Below are 18,221 nucleotides of genomic sequence, written 5' to 3'. Positions count from 1 at the left end.
ACGTATATTCATTGTTTATATACGATATTGCAAAATATTGCCCAAAGTTATATTTTTCGCTCATGACTCGACATAGCCAAGCCCATAAGCATTACTGCTGCACTTGTTGCAAGGTTCATTGATTCTGCTTTTCCATATATTGGAATTATTGAAATATCGTCAACCTGTTGCAATACTTCTTTAGGTAAGCCTCTAGCTTCATTGCCAAATAAAATAGCCAAAGAACTGCTAATAACCTCGGAATTGACTAAAATTTTTGGAAATGGCACAGGTTTAATCTTGTCAGTTCCGTAAATATCAGCTGCAATAATTCGAATATTTGATTTTGCAGCGCATTCGAACCAGTCTTGAACGCTTAATTGCACTACAGGAAGATGAAATAGTGAACCTGCAGTCGAACGCACAAGCTTAGAATTCCAACGACTTACGCAATCATCAACAAAAACAACAGCATCGCATCCAGCAACATCTGCAACGCGAATAATAGCACCAGCATTGCCAGGATCTCTTACCTGCCAGCAAGCTGCAATACGAAGAGGCTTAAAATCGTTTTTTGATTTTACTTGTGCTGATTGTTGCAAATTTTTAAACTCACTAAAATAGATATCATCTAAAGATTTCGAATTAGCAACCGCAACAATTCCCTGTGAATCAGCACTAATTTTTTGCATAATACTCGGTTCAACAGGATGAACATAACAAGATCGAGATAAAGCTTCTTTAACTATTTCCCGCAAAGAAGAAAATTGTGAACTTTCCTTTTCATTACCTTCACAAGCATCTTTAGTAACATAAATATCACATAACGAATCTGTGGCATAACGTACAGCTTCGCGCACACTTTGCGGACCTTCAACTAAAAAACGCTGCAAATCATGCGACTTTGCGCGACCTAAAGAAACGAGTCTGCGCACGCGCTCACTGTGAGTATTATCAATTAGTTCTTTTAACGGCATAAATATAACTTTACTTCAAAAACGATTACGACACAGGAAATACACATTCACATATTTATGCAAACCTGCCACATTCATTGCAACAAAACTTATAAATAAGCAAAACCTTATAAACTCTATTCATGATGCTCTGAAGCACTGGAAGTTGTATAGCCTTTAGGCTCAAGTTGAAAAGTAGTGTGAGACACAGAAACAGGAAAATGTTCGCGTAAGCAGTCCTGAAGCTGAGAAAGCACATGAGAGCATTGAGACATTGTCATATTAGGATCCACAACGACATGTGCCATAAAAATCGGCATACCAGTAGAGACAGTACTAGCGTGCAAATCATGAACTGCAAGAACATGAGGAACATGCTCTAGATGTTCACGAACTTTGTTTAAATCAAGACCTTCAGGAGTCTGCTCAAGAAGAACCTTAACAGCATTCTTAAGAAGCTTTAGCGCACGTGGAATCATAAGAAGCGCAATAATACCGCCAGCTAAAGCATCAAAACCTGCCCAACCTGTGCTCATCATTACAATAGCTGAAACTACGACTGCAACAGATCCAAGAGCATCGTTCATAACCTCAAGAAAAGCAGCACGCATATTCATATTGTCTTGCGATTGAGACATAAGAATTACAAGAGAGCCTAAATTCGCAGCTAAGCCAAGAATACCAAAGAATAGAAGCTGATTTACATCATGAATGCCTTGATGACCACTACCAAAAAGACGCATTCCAGCTTCAACAAGAGCATACACTCCTACAAGCAGTAAAATAAGAGCTCCCGCAGCAGCTGTAATAACCTCAAGACGCGCCCAGCCCCACGTACGCTTACTATTTGGACGACGACGCATAAGAATTGCAGTAACTGTTGAAGCTGCAAGAACTGAAATGTCTGTAAGCATATGACCTGCGTCTATAAGCAGCGACAAAGAATTAGTTAGAAAAGAACCAATTACCTCAGCAAAAAACACAGTTGCAGTAAGAGAAAGCGTAAGAAGCAAACGATGCTGATGTGCATGACTTGCGTGAATTGCGGCTGCTTGGGAAGCTGCGTTGGCGTTATTGTAATGAGTATCGAAAGAGTTGACATTTGCATTCACACTGCTTGAGCGTGAACCAGTGCCGTTAGTTTGAATTACATCGTTATGATTATGCACTTTCCAGCCTCCTAAAATATTAAAATATTTGGGCGATATCGTTTCTCAATATCATTCGCATTTTGCCGTATACGCAATGAACCCCAGCCTAAGCCGGGGTTCACTATTATCAATTACTTTGTCTATGACTATGTAATCACAAGCTGTCAACATGCATAAACATTGTACAAAACATGTTACAAAGTAATGCTATTTCTCTGCTTTTAGCACTCTTTCACACAGGTAGTACAATACAGAGGATCCAAGCAAAGCAAGTGCAGAGAGAATGAATAAGTAGAAACCAATGCCATAACTTACAGATCCAAGCATCGAGAATCCACCAAACTGCGATTTGAGGGAAGATATCTTGCCATTAATATGGAAAAACTCAAAAATCATAAATACGGCAGCAACACCGCCAACAATCATCATTATTTTTGACTTATTCATAAAAGCAAAAACTAAAGCAACAATAGCAATAATTATATAGAAAATTCCATCGCCAGGAGTGTTATTATTGTTTACAAAATTAAACGACTTGGAGAGACCAAAGCAATTTACAGTGATAAGTGGCAAGAATGGAGCAATAATTGCAACAACAGAAGCTGCCATATAAGCAATCAAGGAGTACTTATGTAAAAGCTCAGGATCTGAATCTTCAATTACTGAATCTATTGTCTCATTAAAATTCTTAAAGCCATCTTTAACAGAATTTAAAGTATCGTTTGCTGGCTGCTGAGTATTTTGAACAGTCTGCTGCACATTTGGGTTTCCTAAGCGATTTCCGCAATTAGCACATACTTGACTATTTGCGTCGTTCTCTTTACCGCAAAAATTACAAAGCATAATTCACCTTCTACTTCAGTTGTTAAGCAATACAACTATTGCATTGCAAATTCGCAACAATTATAACAATCGAACTGACTATAAGACAAATACGGGATTGTCAATCGCAAATATGCTAAGTAAAGTGCAAATGTGGGTTATAGGTCAAAAAGAATCGCCACCCCCAATTGTTATCTCAGGGTGGCGATTGCAAATAGATTGGGCAGCGCTCACGCGTCAACACTCTATCCGTTATCATAATGACTTGGCTAAATTGTAAACGCGATAAAATTTATAAAACAACGGATTCTGGAAACTAGTAGTACCCAAAATCTATCATCGATTCTTTCATAATATTACGAATAAATCAAGAGAATTAATCATTATTAAACATTGTATTCCGCTACAATATAACAAAACATGACTAACAAGCACATGTAAGAAAACACTCTTGTTTTATTACTTATAATCGTACAGGAAGAAATTCACTCACGCTTATTAGAGGATTTACTGCTGCATAGTCCAGCTGATAAGCCAGCTATGCCAGCAGCTAAAGTAAATCCAATGCCAGCAAACGGCACTTGTAAAATAACATTTGTTGCCGCAGTGATGGCGCATATTGCCGAAATAATACCTAATACTCTTGCTCTACTCATAATAGTGGGGAAAATTGAGGAACTAGGGGTTTCAACCAGTACCTTTGGCTGGAATCCACATGATTGTACATTCATCAAAAACGCCACACAGCAAACAGCTGTGCAGCGTTTCGTTTGTGCCTCCGGTGGGACTCGGACCCACAAGCCCGTAAGGGCGTCAGATTTTAAGTCTGATGCGTATGCCAATTCCGCCACAGAGGCAGCAATCACTTATTATGCCATACATTTAAGCAAAGAACAAGCTCAGCGTGTGGCGAAATCACAAACACATATTCTCAGTATCCGTCAGAAACTGCAAACACGCGCACTCATCAACCGTCAGAAACCGCAACCACACGCACTCAGCGTGTGGCGAGTAACTTTCTTCCCAAATCAATCGTGATTCCGTCAAGCAAACCATGCTCACTTGCAACAAACGTATCCAAAACCCCACCGTGATCCTCATACGCAGCTTTTGCTAATCTCTCCAACACTCGGCTCCAAATCACTGCTCCACCGCCAACAACATCCACACGCCCTGGGTGAATCGTCGCATACGTGCGCCTGCAGTCCTTAGGCATACGCAAAAATCGATTATTAACAGCATAAGCCTGCTCTAATCCAATACGCACACCATCGACAGCAGTATGATCATAATGCTGCAATCCCATAGTCAAAGCAGCCATAGTTGTCACAGTTCCAGAAACGCCAATAATAGTGCGAGCTCGTCCTGCAGGAACAACTTTGAAAGCATCATCAATATGCTTGTCAATATCTTCAATCGCAGCTTGAATTTCCTCTTCAGTCGGAGGATCAGTATGCAAATGCCTTTCCGTCATTCTAACGGAACCAACATTCATGGAGTATGCTGCAGAAACCTTGTGCGCTGGCAAGCAGTCACCATCCCCTCCAAGCACTAACTCAGTAGAGCCTCCACCTAAATCAACTACGAGATACGGTGGCTGCAACTCATCGCGAGACACAACGCTTGTTGCTCCAAGGAAGCTAAGAGCCGCTTCTTCGGTACCACTAATAACTTCAGGGCGAACACCAAGCTCATCAATCATCATTTGTTCAAAAATCTCACGATTTTCAGCATCTCGTGTAGCTGAGGTTGCCACAAAACGAATCGCATCAACTGGATGTTCTTTCAAAACTTGCGCAAATTCGTGCGCAGCCTCCCTCACTCGCTTCAAAGCGTCATCTGCGAAACGATGAGTTTCGTCAATTCCCTGACCGAGTCTAACGACGCGAAGCATACGAGGAACAATATCTTTCATTCCATGCTCAGAAACTTGCGCAATTTTTAGTCGAATAGAATTTGTACCGCAGTCAATTGCAGCAACCTGTACTGTTTTTTCTGCGCAAGTAGTCGTTTCACTTTTTACAGCTTCACCCTCTGCAGTTTTAGCCGTTTCGTCTTCCACAACAACTTCCGTTTCAGTAGCATATGCATCATCGCTCCACGGAGTAGTACAACGGCACACGTTAGGATCAAACTCATCTTTAATGCGCTCTAACACCATGTCACCAATCGGATTTACACCTTTGCCCATTACCAATGTTTGCGCAAGCAAAGCATGCAAGCATTTAACACGAACTGGCATTCCACCAGCGCTCATCTGACTAATATGCTCCTCACTATCCCCCAAAGACACAGCTAATTCATGACGGAATTCCAAATAATACTTATGTGCACGCTCATATTGTTTCTTTAGATCTTCGTCCGATTGTAATAGCTCGTTATATTCTCGCATAATACCGTCTGCTTCTACGCGAGACACCGCTTTTACAGCTTCAGGACTGGTAAGGTAGCATGTAGTTGGGAATGGAGTGCCATCTTCTAAGCACGGTCTAGTAATAACAGCAAGAGGCCTACCACAAACGCAACGCGCACCAACGGCTACCATTCCTCTAGGGAATCTTCCAAGTTGCTTTTCAACAATTGCACGCTCAGCATCACTCGCAGGTGTAGTAAATAAAGGTTTTACAGCTTCTTTTGGAATATAATTCTTATTACTGTTCTGCATTTTATCTGAACTTTCTTGGCTGTTAGCCATGCGTTTCTACTCCTGTTAAAGCTGTTTTACAAATAAATAATTCTTTACTTTATCAGTTTATATGTTATAAGGATGGCACGGTATCTGGTTTGTCTGCTTTATGTATTGCATACATTAAGTCACTATACCAAGGCAAGACTGAATGAGTCTTAGTTTCGCTATTTTCTTGAGCAAATTCATTCGGAACTTTTCCAGTTACTGCCTCAGGATGCTCTACACGAACAGCCTGCTCACCAGGAAAAATAAAGCCGAGGCGATCTCTAGCTTGAGCGGTAACGTATGCTTTGTCTTTCCATCGGTCAATATTATTATCCAACGTACGCTTTTGTTCACGTAAATCACTTTCTTCACGCTGAAGTGCATGAAGCTCCGACAAGCTTAACGCATAATTTCTAACTGTTGAAATGCATTCAATTGAACCAACGGTAACTACAAAAACCATAAATAAAAACACGAGCGGTCCTGAAAGTAGTCGACGCTGTTGCAATGGTGATACTACATCCTCACCTAATGCCGTTTTACGACGCTTTTTCATAACCATACTCTCTAAATTACTTGATGTATTCGACGTGAAAACATCATGTATTCCGCTAATATCTTACGTGCTTTAGATGCAAAATGCTGTTGTACCACATTTACAGTCACGCTACATTTACAGTCACTCTACATTTATTCGTTATTAAAATTAAAAAACTGACGAACAAAACTGCAAAAAAATATTCAAATTTTTCTACTTAAACCAGTAATTTCTATTAATAACATCGATCATTTCAACTAATTGCTTTGTTTCTGCAATATCATGAGCACGTATTACACGTCCACCAGCCATAAACATCGCTGTTTCTGCAACTAAAGTAACTGGCAAACGATCTTCTTTATCTAAATTAAAAAGCTTCTTACCAAAGCCTTTTCTAGAAATCGCAACCAATATTGGTCTACCAAAACGATGCAATTGATTAATATTGCGCATCATTGCATAATCTTGTTCACCATCAGCAACCTTTGCATAGCCAATTCCTTGATCAAGAATGATCCTATTTAAGTCAACTCCTCCATCAACAAGCATTTTTAAATTATCACTAAAGAATTGACACATAACCTTTGTTAAATTGTCATATTCTGTATCTCTATTGCTATGCATTGTTACTAATCCAACGTTAGAATCTGCCATAAGCTTTACTTTTTCTGGAGAATCAAACGCACGAACATCATTTATAATATCTACGCCAGCTTCAATTGCAGCTTCCATTACAGGTAACTTGTAAGTGTCTACTGCTACAGCAATTTGAGGATAATTTTTGTGAATATACTTAATAGCAGGTATAACGCGACTTATTTCCTCTTCTGGAGTAATTTCTAAATAACCGCCAGGTTTTGTAGTTTGACCGCCTACTTCTATAACATCAGCACCGGCTTCAACTATTTCTTTAATATGGCTATTTACTTCGTCCTCACTTTGGTACTTGCCGCCGTCATAGAATGAGTCAGGAGTAATATTCAAAATCGCGTAAACTATCGGCTTGTCAAGTGTATCAAAGCAGAATCGCCCTGCATTCCACACAATTGCTTTTTGCTTTAATAGCGAGCGCAAACTTGCAAGTAATTCTCGATCTTCGTACCATGCTTTTTCGCATTCTTGCATAAAAGGTTTAAGAGCAATAAGCGGCAAAATGAAGTCAATAGAAGACTCGGAAACTTTGATAGCTGTATCAAAATGATCGAGAAAATCAGCTACTTTGCTTAAATCGTTTTCGCTAATATTTTCCCACGTGCATAAAATTTTTTGATTTACACAAAGATCCTGCAGTAACGCTATATCTGCAATATTTTTAGAAGATGCATTCTCCAAATTGCTTTCAATAATTCGCATTTGTATTCTTTCTTTCTAAAACCTCATATTTAAAAAACTAAATTTATATTCCAAACTAATTAAAAACTTCGCTACTTTCAATAATATTAATCCAATTAGTGTCGCTAGTTTTATTAAGCTTATCTTGGATGAGCTCATGATAATTTGCATCGTCTGCGCTTATTTCGAGCAAAGGAACTAATACAAATCTGCGATTATCTCTTTCTTTGTGCGGAATCGTAAGATTTTCACTTTTTATAGTTTGACCACCAAAATCAATAATATCTAAATCGATTGTTCGAGGACCCCAACGAACTATGCGCTTTCTATGAAGACGCTGTTCAATATCATGAATAAAATCAAGCAATTCAAAAGCTGTTAAATCAGTGTCCAAACGTAAAGCAATGTTATAAAAACTGTCTTGCACTACGTCACCAACTGGTTCAGTTTCATACACTGAAGAAACGATAATATTGCTTACATGCGAATTTTGCTTCAATAGCGAAACAGCTTGGCGCAAATTAAGTAATCTATCACCTATATTGCTTCCAACACTTATGTATGCACTAGAAATCATATTTCCACCCCCCAAAAAAATAATTCAATTTATAGTTAAAAGTATATATCATAAACAATTAGGACTAGCCAACTTTATAAATTCAAATAATAAATAAGCTAATATCAAAAATTTTTATAACAAAAATGTCGCTGTAAATTCAACACTCTTTAGGAGCAATTAAATCTACAACGACATTTTTCAATACGCTTTTGTCTAAAGTCTGTAAAAATATTTTAGATTCAAAAGTAGTATTTTTTAGTTATTTTATTTTTGACTTATCTATTTTGCTTGAGCTTTACTCAAAATTGTATCTGCAGAATGCTGCAACTTTTGCAACTCTTCTTCAGTCAAGTCAAGTTGGCACTGCTTCACAATACCTTCGCGACCAACGATTGCTGGGTAAGAAAGATAAGAATGGTATTCCTCTCGATAGTTCGAAACAGGCATTTGCTCCTTCGAATCCGAAAGAACAGCATGGACCAAACGAACTGCAGCAGCAGCAATACCGTAATTTGTATACTTCTTTCCGTAGAACACAGTGAAGCCGCCTTGACGAGTTTCTTCATCGACAGCATCTAAATCAATGTTCTTTTCTTTTGCAAACTCAACAATCGGCTGTTCAAGAACCTTAACTGTGGACCATGCGACGAACTGTGAATCACCATGCTCACCCAAGCTATAGCCCTTCACGGCTTTTGGATGCACTCCGAAGAATTTACCAACAGCGCGATGAAGACGTGCAGAATCAAGCAATGTTCCAGTGCCAATAACTTTTTCATAAGGGAGACCAGTTGTTTCTTTATAAAGCTGGCAAATAGCGTCGCAAGGATTCGTAATATCAATTAGAACACCATGGAAGCCAGAAGCTTTAATCTTTGCGCCAACTTCTTCAACTTGAACACGATTATGTTTAAGTTCTGCGAAACGATCAGGATTTGGGACGTCTAAAAGCTTAATATTGCCCATAGCGCTTACGATAACTTCAACATCTTTCAAAGCATCGTAATCATTGACAGTAATGTTTACATTAAAAGGCAAATTGTCCATTGAATCCTCAAAATCCAATGCATCAGCCTTAACCTTAGCTTCATTCTTGTCATATAAGTACAGCTCGTCGGCGTAACCACCAACAACAAGCTGATGAGCAACAGCTGCGCCAACATTTCCCATACCAATAACTGCTACTTTTCGCATAATGAAACATCTCCTTCTGTTTCGATTTTCTCACAAAAATATCACCATTATGCGGAGAATGAAAGTAAATTTAAGAAAAATTTTTTGCGTGTTGTGATTTTTTCAAAAATATTTAATAAAAAACGGTCAGCCGTAAACACGACTGACCGTTAAAACTCACAGACTCAAGAAGCCACTAAGTTACTTAAAACTAAAAGTTACTTCATATACTTCTTGCAAGCCTTGAATGCGCTGTAACCAGCATACTGAGCGGTAGAACCAAGCTCTTCCTCAATCTCAAGCAAGCGGTTGTACTTAGCAATACGCTCGCCACGAGCAGGAGCACCAGTCTTGATTTGACCGGTGTTCTTAGCAACAGCAAGATCAGAAATGGTGGTATCTGGGGTTTCACCAGAACGATGGGAAACCATAGAAGTGAAGCCGTTCTTAGTTGCAAGCTCAATAGCGTCGAGGGTTTCGGTAACGGAACCAATCTGGTTCAACTTCACGAGCAAGGAGTTAGCTGCACCAAGCTCAATACCCTTAGCCAAACGCTTTGGATTGGTGACGAGCAAGTCATCGCCAACGAACTGCAAACGATCACCAAGACGCTTGGTGATTTCTGCCCAATCATCCCAGCCTTCTTCCTGGAATGGATCTTCGATGGAAACGATTGGATACTCGTTGATGAGCTTCTCGTAGTAATCGAGCATGTAAGCAGATTCGCGCTCTTCGCCATCGAAACGATACTTACCAGTTTCCTTGTTGTAGAACTCAGAAGAAGCAACGTCAAGAGAAATACCAATCTGCTTGCCTGGCTCATAGCCAGCGGCTTCGATTGCATCCATGATGTACTTCAAGGAATCCTCGTTGGACTTCATCTTTGGAGCGAAGCCACCTTCGTCACCAAGACCAGTAGCCAAGCCTTCCTTCTTCAAAACATTCTTCAAGGTGTGATAAACCTCAACACCAGCGCGCAAAGCATCGCTGTAGGTCGCGAAACCGTAAGGAGAAATCATATACTCCTGAATATCGGTTGCGAAATCAGCGTGAGCACCACCGTTCATGATGTTCATGTTTGGAACTGGAAGAATGTGACCATTGGTGCCGCCAATGTAGCGGTACAACGGAAGCTGAGCAGACTCAGCAGCAGCGTAGAGAGCAGCGAGGGAAACGCCGAGAATTGCGTTAGCACCAAGCTTGCCCTTGTTTGGCGTGCCATCAAGCTCAATCATCGTCTCATCAAGAGCGCGCTGATCGGTGGCATCCATGCCAATAACCTTAGGTGCGATTACCTCGTTGACAGCCTTAACAGCTTCCAACGTGCCCTTGCCTTGATAACGGGACTTGTCGCCATCGCGACGTTCCCAAGCTTCAGCCTCACCAGTAGAAGCACCAGAAGGCACTAAACCAATACCCTGAGCGCCATCTTCGGTCTCCAAATAAACCTGAACAGTAGGATTTCCACGAGAATCCAAAATTTCGCGTGCATATACGCTTTCAATAGCTGCCACAACTACTCCTTTATACCTATGGGTTGTGATGACTCTTCCAAGATTAGTGCGTTTTATGGACGTTATATTGAGTACCAGCGTATTTATGCCGTGAACGTTCACAATATTTTGATTTAATTCGAGTCATATGAGCCAATTGTATATTTTTAAGCAATATCGTTTATAAATATCGATTTCAAATATACATGTCCATACCCTTGGGAGATAATGACCACAGACACGGGGTGCGCAACTACATCGTGCCAAACAACAATACATACAGTGTTGCGCTGAGAATACACTCGTTGAACCTGATATAGCTAAAACTATCGAAGGGATTGTCGCATGACTTACAGTTCGCCTAATAAAGCGAAAAACATATTGAAGATTGCATTTAAAGCGGTATCTTCGTGTAAAGTGTGGATTTCAACCATCCTCATTTTGGTTTTGTGGTTTTTTACAACTCTTTCTCCAATCGAAGACCGTTCTTTGCCATCCCCATATGAAGTAATACAAGCTTTTATTGATTTAAACAACGAAGGCATATTATTAAAATCCTTAGGAATAAGTATTTTACGAGTTCTTTTAGGACTTTTGTTAGGAATTATTTTTGCTGTTCCTGCAGGCATACTTGCGGGAGGCAGTAAGCTTGGCAATATTGTAGTTGATAAACCAAGCCACATGTTGAGGTCAATTCCATTCCCGGCTTTAGCTCCAATATTAATAATTTTCCTCGGAATAGATGAAACGATGAAAATAGCGCTTATAGCTGTTGGCGTTTTTGGACCTATGTACGTTAATATTCGCGACGGAGTGCGTAATATTGATCCGAAACTTCTCGAATTAGCACAGGTTTATCACGTTAAAAAATCTACTATTTTTATATCTATTTTGCTTCGCGGTACACTTCCAAGTTTTATGACAGGTTTGCGATTTGCAATATCTGTAGCATGGGTTGCATTAGTGACTTGCGAAACAGTCAATTCTTCTATTGGAATTGGATACATTCTTTCAAGAGCGCAAGAATTCTTTAGGCCAGATCAAATGATGGCATGCGTTATTATGTACGCAATTGCAGGTCTTGGATCTGAGCTTACTGCAAACATATTAGAGTATCTTCTTATACCCGAACGCAGATTAGATAGAAAATCACGCCAATAATCTAGTAGTATCAACATTTTTCTAAAGTTAACTACTTTTTAAAATGCATTAAATTGCTTTTTAAGAATCAGTCAATATTTAGAATCAACAACCAAATAATAACAACCAAACAAACAACAGATAAACAAAACAACAAACAAAAGGAGCTGTATATCATGGCTAATTTAAAAATGCGATTTTCTAAAAAGAGCATTATTGCATTAATCTGCGCTGCTTGTGCAACTGTATCTCTTGCAGCTTGCGGAAACTCACAAAAATCATCAAGCGCTTCTTCAAAAGAAGACGCTGGAACTATGAGAGTTGCTTATCTTTCTACAGCAAATTATTTAACTACTTTGAAAAATGAGAAATTCCTTCAAGACGAATTTGGCAAATCTAAGGTAGTTTACACTGGTCCTTACACTCCAGTCGATGGTCTTACTGCTGTTATGAGCGGAAATGCAGATGCTACAACTACTGGAACCGGACGCTTCATTGATTTGATTGCTGAAGGACAACCATGGGTAGCTTTTGCGCTCGAATATTACAATGGTGATTCTCAAGGAATCGTTGCATCCGCAAAAAGCGGCGTGAAAACACTAAAAGACTTATACGGAAAGAAAGTTGCTATTATTCACAACGGTGATACTGGCGATTACATGCTTCACCGCGCATTCGATAAAAGTGGTTTAGACGTTTCTAAAGTTAACAAAGTTGAGATGAGCCCTAAGAACTTCCAGGCAGCATTTACTTCTGGACAGATTGATGCAATTTCCTCATTCGATCAGAATCTTGCTGCAGCAATGACAACTCCAGGCGCAAAATTGCTTGTAAATGCTAAAAAGTACGGCAATATGAATGTTACTATTCACATTGTTTCTAAGAGCTTTGCCCAAAAGCATCCGGATCTTGTTAAGAAGATGTACAAGGCTCTTGTTCGCGAAGCAAAAAAGTCTCATAAAGAAAACAATGTTATTGGAAACGCTTACAAGCAGCTCGGAGCAAGCGAAACTATTATTAAGCAAATTAAAAAGTTTGACAATCCAACTATTCGCCCAATCGATGAAAAAGGTTTGAAAATGATGGAAACTCAGGCTAAAGAATACGTGAAATATGGTTTAATTAAGCAAGCTCCAAAGAATTTGAAAGATTCTGTAATGGATTGCACGAAGTAAATTAATCCATATATCTATAAAACACATATCAGTAAAAACAAAAAATTAAATATCAAAAATAAATAATATATAACTGATTAATCAAAATTAAAACAAAGTTATATAACATGCTTGTATAACAAAGTTATATAAATATTATATAAACATGATTTAGAGCAACGCAGTAGGAGTAAATATGAACACTCAAATAGAAGACTATGAGACTAAAGATAACTCTTACTGCGTTACTCTAGAACATATTGGCGTGACTTTTAAAAATAACGCTAAAATATTGCGAGATATAAATCTAAATATTAAAAAAGGTGAATTTGTATCTCTAATCGGACGCTCAGGATGCGGAAAAACCACTCTTCTTAAAGTTATTTCAGGATTAATCAAACCTGATTCTGGAACAATAAACGTCACACAACATCAAGCAATAGGTTTCCAAGATGCAAGATTAATACCATGGATAACAGTAAGTAAGAACGTAGTTTTCGGCATGCAAGGAAACAAATCAGAACTAAAATCTATTGCAGAAAAAGCTCTTAACGATATGCAACTTAATAATTGCGGTTCGAAATGGCCATCAGAACTTTCAGGTGGTCAAGCACAACGAGTCTCATTAGCTAGAGCTTTAGTTCATAATCCTGAATTACTACTTTTAGACGAGCCTTTCGGAGCATTAGACGCTTTAACTCGTTTAGACATGCAAGATTTGCTTGATAATCTAAGACAAAAACATGGCTGGACCACGATAATGGTCACGCATGATATTTCTGAAGCAGTAAGACTTTCTGACAGAATTCTTATGATTAAAGACGGAATCATTGAGAAAAACTGGAATATTGATCGAAGCCAACTTGATGCACAAAAGCGTCCAAATAATCACGTTGAAATAGAAGACGAGCTTAGAGAAGCGTTACAGTAAGAACGAAAAAAAATAATTGATAAAGGCAACTGCAAAATAGCGGCCGCCTTTATTTATAAAATAAACACAAGAAAATTTACCAAGCAACGTCATCAAGAAGCTGACGCACCCAGGAGAGTATTTCATGCTCATGCATTGAACCAGACCCGAGTGAAGATTCAAAAGGAGCTGGAACAATAAGCATATGAGTAAGAGGACGATACTGCAATCCTCTATAAATACGCTTCAAACGCATCATCACAGACTCTTTTGGATCGACGCCAACAACTCGCACTGATTTTCCTTGAGAGCTGATTTGCGTAATACCAATCTCGCGTGCTTTAAAACGCAAACGAGCAACATCACACAAAGACTCAAATTCTTCAGGCGGATTACCAAAGCGATCAAGAAGCTCATCGTGAAGTTCTTGCAAATCACTATTATCCTTAGCAGCAGCAAGCTTCCGGTACGCTTCCAAACGAAGCTTGTCAGAAGCAATATAATCAACTGGAAGAGAAGCTTCAACAGGAAGATCAATAGTTACACAAACAGGCTCAACTCTTTCAGGTTCCTTATATTTTTCAACAGCTTCAGAAACCATACGAACATACAAATCAAATCCAACACCCTCAATGTGGCCACTTTGCTCATCTCCAAGCAAATTTCCAGTTCCGCGCAATTCCAAATCTTTCATCGCAACATCAAAACCAGAACCAAGTGCAGTATGCTGAGCAATTGTTGAGAGTCTATCGTGAGATTGTTGCGTCATAGGCTTTGAAGGATCATACAAGAAGTAAGCGTAAGCACGCTCATGACCTCTACCTACTCGACCACGCAACTGATGCAACTGGCTTAAACCGAATCTATCTGCGTGGTCGACAATAAGTGTATTCGCATTAGAAATATCAAGACCTGTTTCAATAATCGTTGTACAAACAAGCACATCAATATCTCTATGCCAAAAATCACGAATAACAGCATCGAGCTGCTTCTCGCCCATTTTTCCATGAGCAATAGCAACACGGACATCTGGCACAAGCTCCTGAATCTTACTTGCAACAGAACTAATATCTTCAACACGATTATGGACGTAAAAAACTTGACCGCCACGTAACAATTCACGCTTAATGCACGCAGCAACTTGAGAATTATCATACGCACCAACGTATGTAAGCACTGGAAGCCTATCTTCTGGAGGAGTTGCGAGAGTAGACATTTCACGAATACCAGTTACAGCCATTTCAAGAGTTCTAGGAATTGGCGTTGCCGAAAGACTTAATACGTCAACGTTTGTGCGCAAAGCTTTGAGCGTTTCCTTATGTTCCACACCAAAACGCTGCTCTTCGTCAATAATAACCAAACCTAAATCTTTGAACTTTATACTAGGATTCAAAAGCTTATGCGTTCCAATAACAACGTCAATGCTTCCATCTTGCAATCCAGCTAAAGTTTCTTCAATCTCTTTAGAAGTTTGGAATCTACTCATTGCAGCAACTTTTACTGGGAATCCTTCAAATCGATTTGTAAAAGTCTCGTAATGCTGTTGAACAAGCAAGGTTGTTGGAACTAAAACAACAACTTGCTTAGAATCTTGCACTGCTTTGAAAGCTGCACGTAACGCAATTTCAGTTTTACCAAAACCAACATCTCCACAAATTAAGCGATCCATTGGGATTGGCTTTTCCATATCTGCTTTTACTTCGTCAATAGTTGTAAGCTGATCAGCAGTTTCTTGATAAGGAAATGCGTCTTCCAACTCTTTTTGCCAAGGTGTATCTTTACTAAATGCAAATCCGCGAGATTGCTGCCTTGCCGAATAAAGCTTAATAAGATTTTCAGCAATTTCATGAACATGCTTTTTAGCTTTTGCTTTAGTTTGAGCCCAGTCGGAACCTCCAAGTTTGTTAAGCTTTGGTATTTCGGCACCAATATATTTACTCACTAAATCAAGCTGATCTGTTGGAATAAACAGCTTATCGTTAGGAGCATTACGTTTGCTAGGAGCATATTCAATTACTAAATATTCGCGAGTTGCACTACCACCCGAAACAGCAATATTACGTTGTTTCATACCAACAAAACGTCCAATACCATGCTGTTCGTGCACAACGAAATCACCAGGCTTTAGTTCCATTAGGTCGATTGCTTTGCGCCTGCGTTTTGGAGTTTTTAGTTGAGCTGATGCAGAAGATTTACCTGTCAGATCACGCTCTGTAAGAATCGCGATACGCGCAACATTATCAATGAAGCCATCCGAAATACTTGAGCGCACTGTAGTAAATTCATGTACACCAGTCACATATATAGCGCGTCTCAAGCGTGCAAGAGTACCAGAAGCCGCAGCTGTAATAGTTACAGCAAAACCATTGTCAACAAGAGAAGTGATACCACCAGAAACTTTCGATTCATCTCCTCGAAACTCTTGTGGCGCCGATGCTGGCAAAGCAATATTTCCATAAATTTGATTGTCAACACCAAAAGATGTTAATTTCCATACATCATGATTAGACAATTCTAACGATGAAATCGTTTCATCAAAATCCAAGAAATTAGCTTGATCGAATGTTATTGGAGCTCCAGAACCGTGTCCAGAAGCAGCAACATGCCAACTAGCCGCTAAGAATTCGTTAGCTGTAGCAGTTACGTCATCTGCAGCTCTACGGCATTTTTCGGGATCAGATAGAATAATAACAGATTCCTTCGGAAGCATATTTTGCACTGATTCCATGCGATCCACTAGTGCAGGCAACAAAGACTCCATACCTTCTACAGGTATAGAATTTGCGATTGATTCAAGCATATCGTCAGCATTTGGAATTGCGCCAATAAGAGAACGCGCACGCTTGCAAATTTTTTCCGTAATCTGAAGCTCACGACAAGGCGTAGCCCAAATACTTGCAATATTATTGCCATAAGTGCGCTGATCAGAAGCATGAAATTGCTTTATAGTATCAATTTCATCACCAAAAAATTCAATTCTCACAGGATGTGTCATCGTTGGCGCAAAAACGTCAATAATTCCACCGCGAACAGCAAACTCTCCGCGTTCCATCACCAAATCAACACGAGTATATGCGTTTTCTACCAAACGTTTCACAGCATATTCAAGAGTTAATTCTTTTCCGCACTCAAATAACAGAGGATCTATATCACCAATGCCTTCAACTACAGGCTGAATAAGCGATCGCACAGGCATAACCAACACGCGAATCGGACCAAAAAGTGATGTGTTATTTTCAGGATGGCAAAGCCTACGAAACACTGCAATCCTGCTAGCAACAGTATCTGCTCTAGGCGAAAGCCTTTCATGAGGTAACGTTTCCCACGCTTCTAATTTAGCAACGTCTTGAGCATCACCATCGTACCAATCACGTACAGATGCAATAAAATCTTCAGCATCTCTACTCGATGGAACAATAACAACAACCGGCTTTTTCTTAGCTAATGCAGCAACAATAGCAGAACGAATGCCAATAGGAGAAGAAATTGTTAAATCTCCACTTATTGAATCTAAATCTTTACGATTTTTATTTGCACTTTCGCAACAATAATCAGATATCGCATCAAGATTATATTCAGATAAAGCTTTAAAAAGTGAATCCTTAGTTGATAAATCATTAAGAATATCTCTCAAGCTTATTACTGAAATATCATCAGTCTTATCATTCTTGTTGTTTTTGATATTAGACCTGCTATCAGCGGCCATTAAACTTCTCCTGCGTTGCTGCTAATCCATGGAAAATAATACTCTCTGCAGCATCAGCACCATCTGCTAAAAAGTTTGGAAGATCAGATTTTTGAGCTGCAGCAAAACCTCCAAGAACCCAATTGACAGTATTATCGTGCGCGTGAGCACCACGCTGTGCATGACCAACACCCATTCTCACTCGAGAATATTGAGGAGTACCAAGAGAGCGGTCTATAGAACGAATACCGTTATGTCCTCCAGCAGAACCTCCTGCTTTTACTTTAATGCGCCCAAAATCTAAATCCATATCATCGTGAATTATCACAATATGATCCGGTTCTATTTGATAATAGGAGCTTATAGAAGATACTGCAGCACCAGAATCGTTCATAAAAGTCAACGGTTTAGCAAGGAAAAACTTTGCTACGCGACCATCAAGATTCATAACACCTTTGCCAAGTTTAGCTAAACCTTTGTGATCCGAAAGAGATACTGACCAACGTTGTGCCAAAACGTCTGCAACCATAAAACCCATGTTGTGTCGAGTACCCTCATATTTTGTACCAGGATTTCCTAAGCCAGCAATAAGCCAAAAATCCGATGCCATGGCAGACCACTCCCCATTCAAATATTTAGCAAAACAACAAAACGG

General features: G+C 39.4%; 14 protein-coding genes, 1 tRNA gene and 1 riboswitch. Of the genes, 3 read left to right on the top strand and 12 right to left on the bottom strand.

The annotated features are described in order from the left end of the window. Window positions 1-47: 47 nt before the first annotated feature. From HXT50_RS01390 to eno, 10 genes are all read right to left on the bottom strand, one after another. A complete protein-coding gene (locus HXT50_RS01390) occupies window positions 48-956 on the bottom strand; it encodes a TrmH family RNA methyltransferase (protein WP_410294522.1) in 909 nt (302 codons plus the stop codon). 116 nt (window positions 957-1,072) lie between these two features. After that, entirely contained in the window at window positions 1,073-2,104 is a 1,032-nt protein-coding gene (locus HXT50_RS01385) for a cation diffusion facilitator family transporter (RefSeq protein ID WP_410294523.1), read from the bottom strand. A gap of 189 nt (window positions 2,105-2,293) precedes the next feature. Beyond that, window positions 2,294-2,929 carry a zinc ribbon domain-containing protein gene (locus tag HXT50_RS01380; protein WP_004119400.1) on the bottom strand — a complete coding sequence of 212 codons (636 nt, stop codon included), beginning with the start codon at window positions 2,927-2,929 and terminating at the stop codon, window positions 2,294-2,296. 752 nt (window positions 2,930-3,681) lie between these two features. After that, a tRNA-Leu gene (locus HXT50_RS01375) sits at window positions 3,682-3,765 on the bottom strand. Between the two features lie 140 nt (window positions 3,766-3,905). Further along, window positions 3,906-5,573, bottom strand: coding sequence for a DUF501 domain-containing protein (locus HXT50_RS01370; protein WP_162861605.1), 1,668 nt, complete (start codon window positions 5,571-5,573; stop codon window positions 3,906-3,908). Window positions 5,574-5,667: 94 nt separating this feature from the next. After that, the gene (locus tag HXT50_RS01365) at window positions 5,668-6,144 is read right to left on the bottom strand and encodes an FtsB family cell division protein (RefSeq protein WP_004106839.1); all 477 of its coding nucleotides are present in this window, start codon (window positions 6,142-6,144) and stop codon (window positions 5,668-5,670) included. Window positions 6,145-6,333: 189 nt separating this feature from the next. Next, window positions 6,334-7,473, bottom strand: coding sequence for a dihydropteroate synthase (gene folP, locus HXT50_RS01360; protein WP_410295054.1), 1,140 nt, complete (start codon window positions 7,471-7,473; stop codon window positions 6,334-6,336). Between the two features lie 55 nt (window positions 7,474-7,528). Next, the gene (gene folK, locus HXT50_RS01355) at window positions 7,529-8,029 is read right to left on the bottom strand and encodes a 2-amino-4-hydroxy-6-hydroxymethyldihydropteridine diphosphokinase (protein WP_116442690.1); all 501 of its coding nucleotides are present in this window, start codon (window positions 8,027-8,029) and stop codon (window positions 7,529-7,531) included. 261 nt (window positions 8,030-8,290) lie between these two features. Beyond that, on the bottom strand, window positions 8,291-9,205 hold the full coding sequence (locus HXT50_RS01350; RefSeq protein ID WP_004106846.1) for an L-lactate dehydrogenase: 915 nt from the start codon (window positions 9,203-9,205) through the stop codon (window positions 8,291-8,293). 197 nt (window positions 9,206-9,402) lie between these two features. Beyond that, entirely contained in the window at window positions 9,403-10,698 is a 1,296-nt protein-coding gene (gene eno, locus HXT50_RS01345) for a phosphopyruvate hydratase (RefSeq protein ID WP_004106847.1), read from the bottom strand. 210 nt (window positions 10,699-10,908) lie between these two features. After that, window positions 10,909-11,033, top strand: a riboswitch (TPP riboswitch). On the opposite strand from eno, the gene HXT50_RS01340 reads away from it, so the two are divergent. From HXT50_RS01340 to HXT50_RS01330, 3 genes are all read left to right on the top strand, one after another. Then, window positions 11,023-11,838, top strand: a complete 816-nt coding sequence (locus tag HXT50_RS01340; protein ID WP_004119379.1) for an ABC transporter permease — start codon at window positions 11,023-11,025, stop codon at window positions 11,836-11,838. (Overlaps the previous riboswitch by 11 nt.) Before the next feature lie 155 nt (window positions 11,839-11,993). Next, window positions 11,994-12,992, top strand: a complete 999-nt coding sequence (locus HXT50_RS01335; RefSeq protein WP_112928609.1) for an ABC transporter substrate-binding protein — start codon at window positions 11,994-11,996, stop codon at window positions 12,990-12,992. Between the two features lie 175 nt (window positions 12,993-13,167). After that, entirely contained in the window at window positions 13,168-13,902 is a 735-nt protein-coding gene (locus HXT50_RS01330; protein WP_004106856.1) for an ABC transporter ATP-binding protein, read from the top strand. 76 nt (window positions 13,903-13,978) lie between these two features. Here HXT50_RS01330 and mfd read toward each other — a convergent pair whose 3' ends face one another. Both mfd and pth read right to left on the bottom strand, forming a co-directional pair. Continuing rightward, the gene (gene mfd / locus HXT50_RS01325; RefSeq protein ID WP_421776925.1) at window positions 13,979-17,587 is read right to left on the bottom strand and encodes a transcription-repair coupling factor; all 3,609 of its coding nucleotides are present in this window, start codon (window positions 17,585-17,587) and stop codon (window positions 13,979-13,981) included. Continuing rightward, complete coding sequence (pth, locus tag HXT50_RS01320; protein WP_004111397.1) at window positions 17,577-18,176, bottom strand: aminoacyl-tRNA hydrolase; 600 nt, start codon at window positions 18,174-18,176, stop codon at window positions 17,577-17,579. Before pth ends, mfd begins: the two co-directional genes overlap by 11 nt. Window positions 18,177-18,221 lie beyond the last annotated feature (45 nt).

The organism is Gardnerella sp. KA00243, assembly GCF_049244105.1.
GTDB lineage: Bacteria > Actinomycetota > Actinomycetes > Actinomycetales > Bifidobacteriaceae > Bifidobacterium > Bifidobacterium leopoldii.
The sequence above is the reverse complement of the archived record's forward strand: the minus strand, read 5'-3'. Positions and strand labels throughout refer to the sequence as shown.

Excerpts from the sequence above, each read along its gene's own strand:
- HXT50_RS01370 (WP_162861605.1), bottom strand. The coding sequence starts at position 5,573 with ATGCAGAACAGTAATAAGAATTATATTCCAAAAGAAGCTGTAAAACCT.
- HXT50_RS01390 (WP_410294522.1), bottom strand. The coding sequence starts at position 956 with ATGCCGTTAAAAGAACTAATTGATAATACTCACAGTGAGCGCGTGCGC.
- mfd (WP_421776925.1), bottom strand. The coding sequence starts at position 17,587 with ATGGCCGCTGATAGCAGGTCTAATATCAAAAACAACAAGAATGATAAG.
- HXT50_RS01340 (WP_004119379.1), top strand. The coding sequence starts at position 11,023 with ATGACTTACAGTTCGCCTAATAAAGCGAAAAACATATTGAAGATTGCA.
- HXT50_RS01350 (WP_004106846.1), bottom strand. The coding sequence starts at position 9,205 with ATGCGAAAAGTAGCAGTTATTGGTATGGGAAATGTTGGCGCAGCTGTT.
- HXT50_RS01365 (WP_004106839.1), bottom strand. The coding sequence starts at position 6,144 with ATGGTTATGAAAAAGCGTCGTAAAACGGCATTAGGTGAGGATGTAGTA.
- HXT50_RS01330 (WP_004106856.1), top strand. The coding sequence starts at position 13,168 with ATGAACACTCAAATAGAAGACTATGAGACTAAAGATAACTCTTACTGC.
- folK (WP_116442690.1), bottom strand. The coding sequence starts at position 8,029 with ATGATTTCTAGTGCATACATAAGTGTTGGAAGCAATATAGGTGATAGA.
- pth (WP_004111397.1), bottom strand. The coding sequence starts at position 18,176 with ATGGCATCGGATTTTTGGCTTATTGCTGGCTTAGGAAATCCTGGTACA.
- HXT50_RS01335 (WP_112928609.1), top strand. The coding sequence starts at position 11,994 with ATGGCTAATTTAAAAATGCGATTTTCTAAAAAGAGCATTATTGCATTA.
- folP (WP_410295054.1), bottom strand. The coding sequence starts at position 7,473 with ATGCGAATTATTGAAAGCAATTTGGAGAATGCATCTTCTAAAAATATT.
- HXT50_RS01380 (WP_004119400.1), bottom strand. The coding sequence starts at position 2,929 with ATGCTTTGTAATTTTTGCGGTAAAGAGAACGACGCAAATAGTCAAGTA.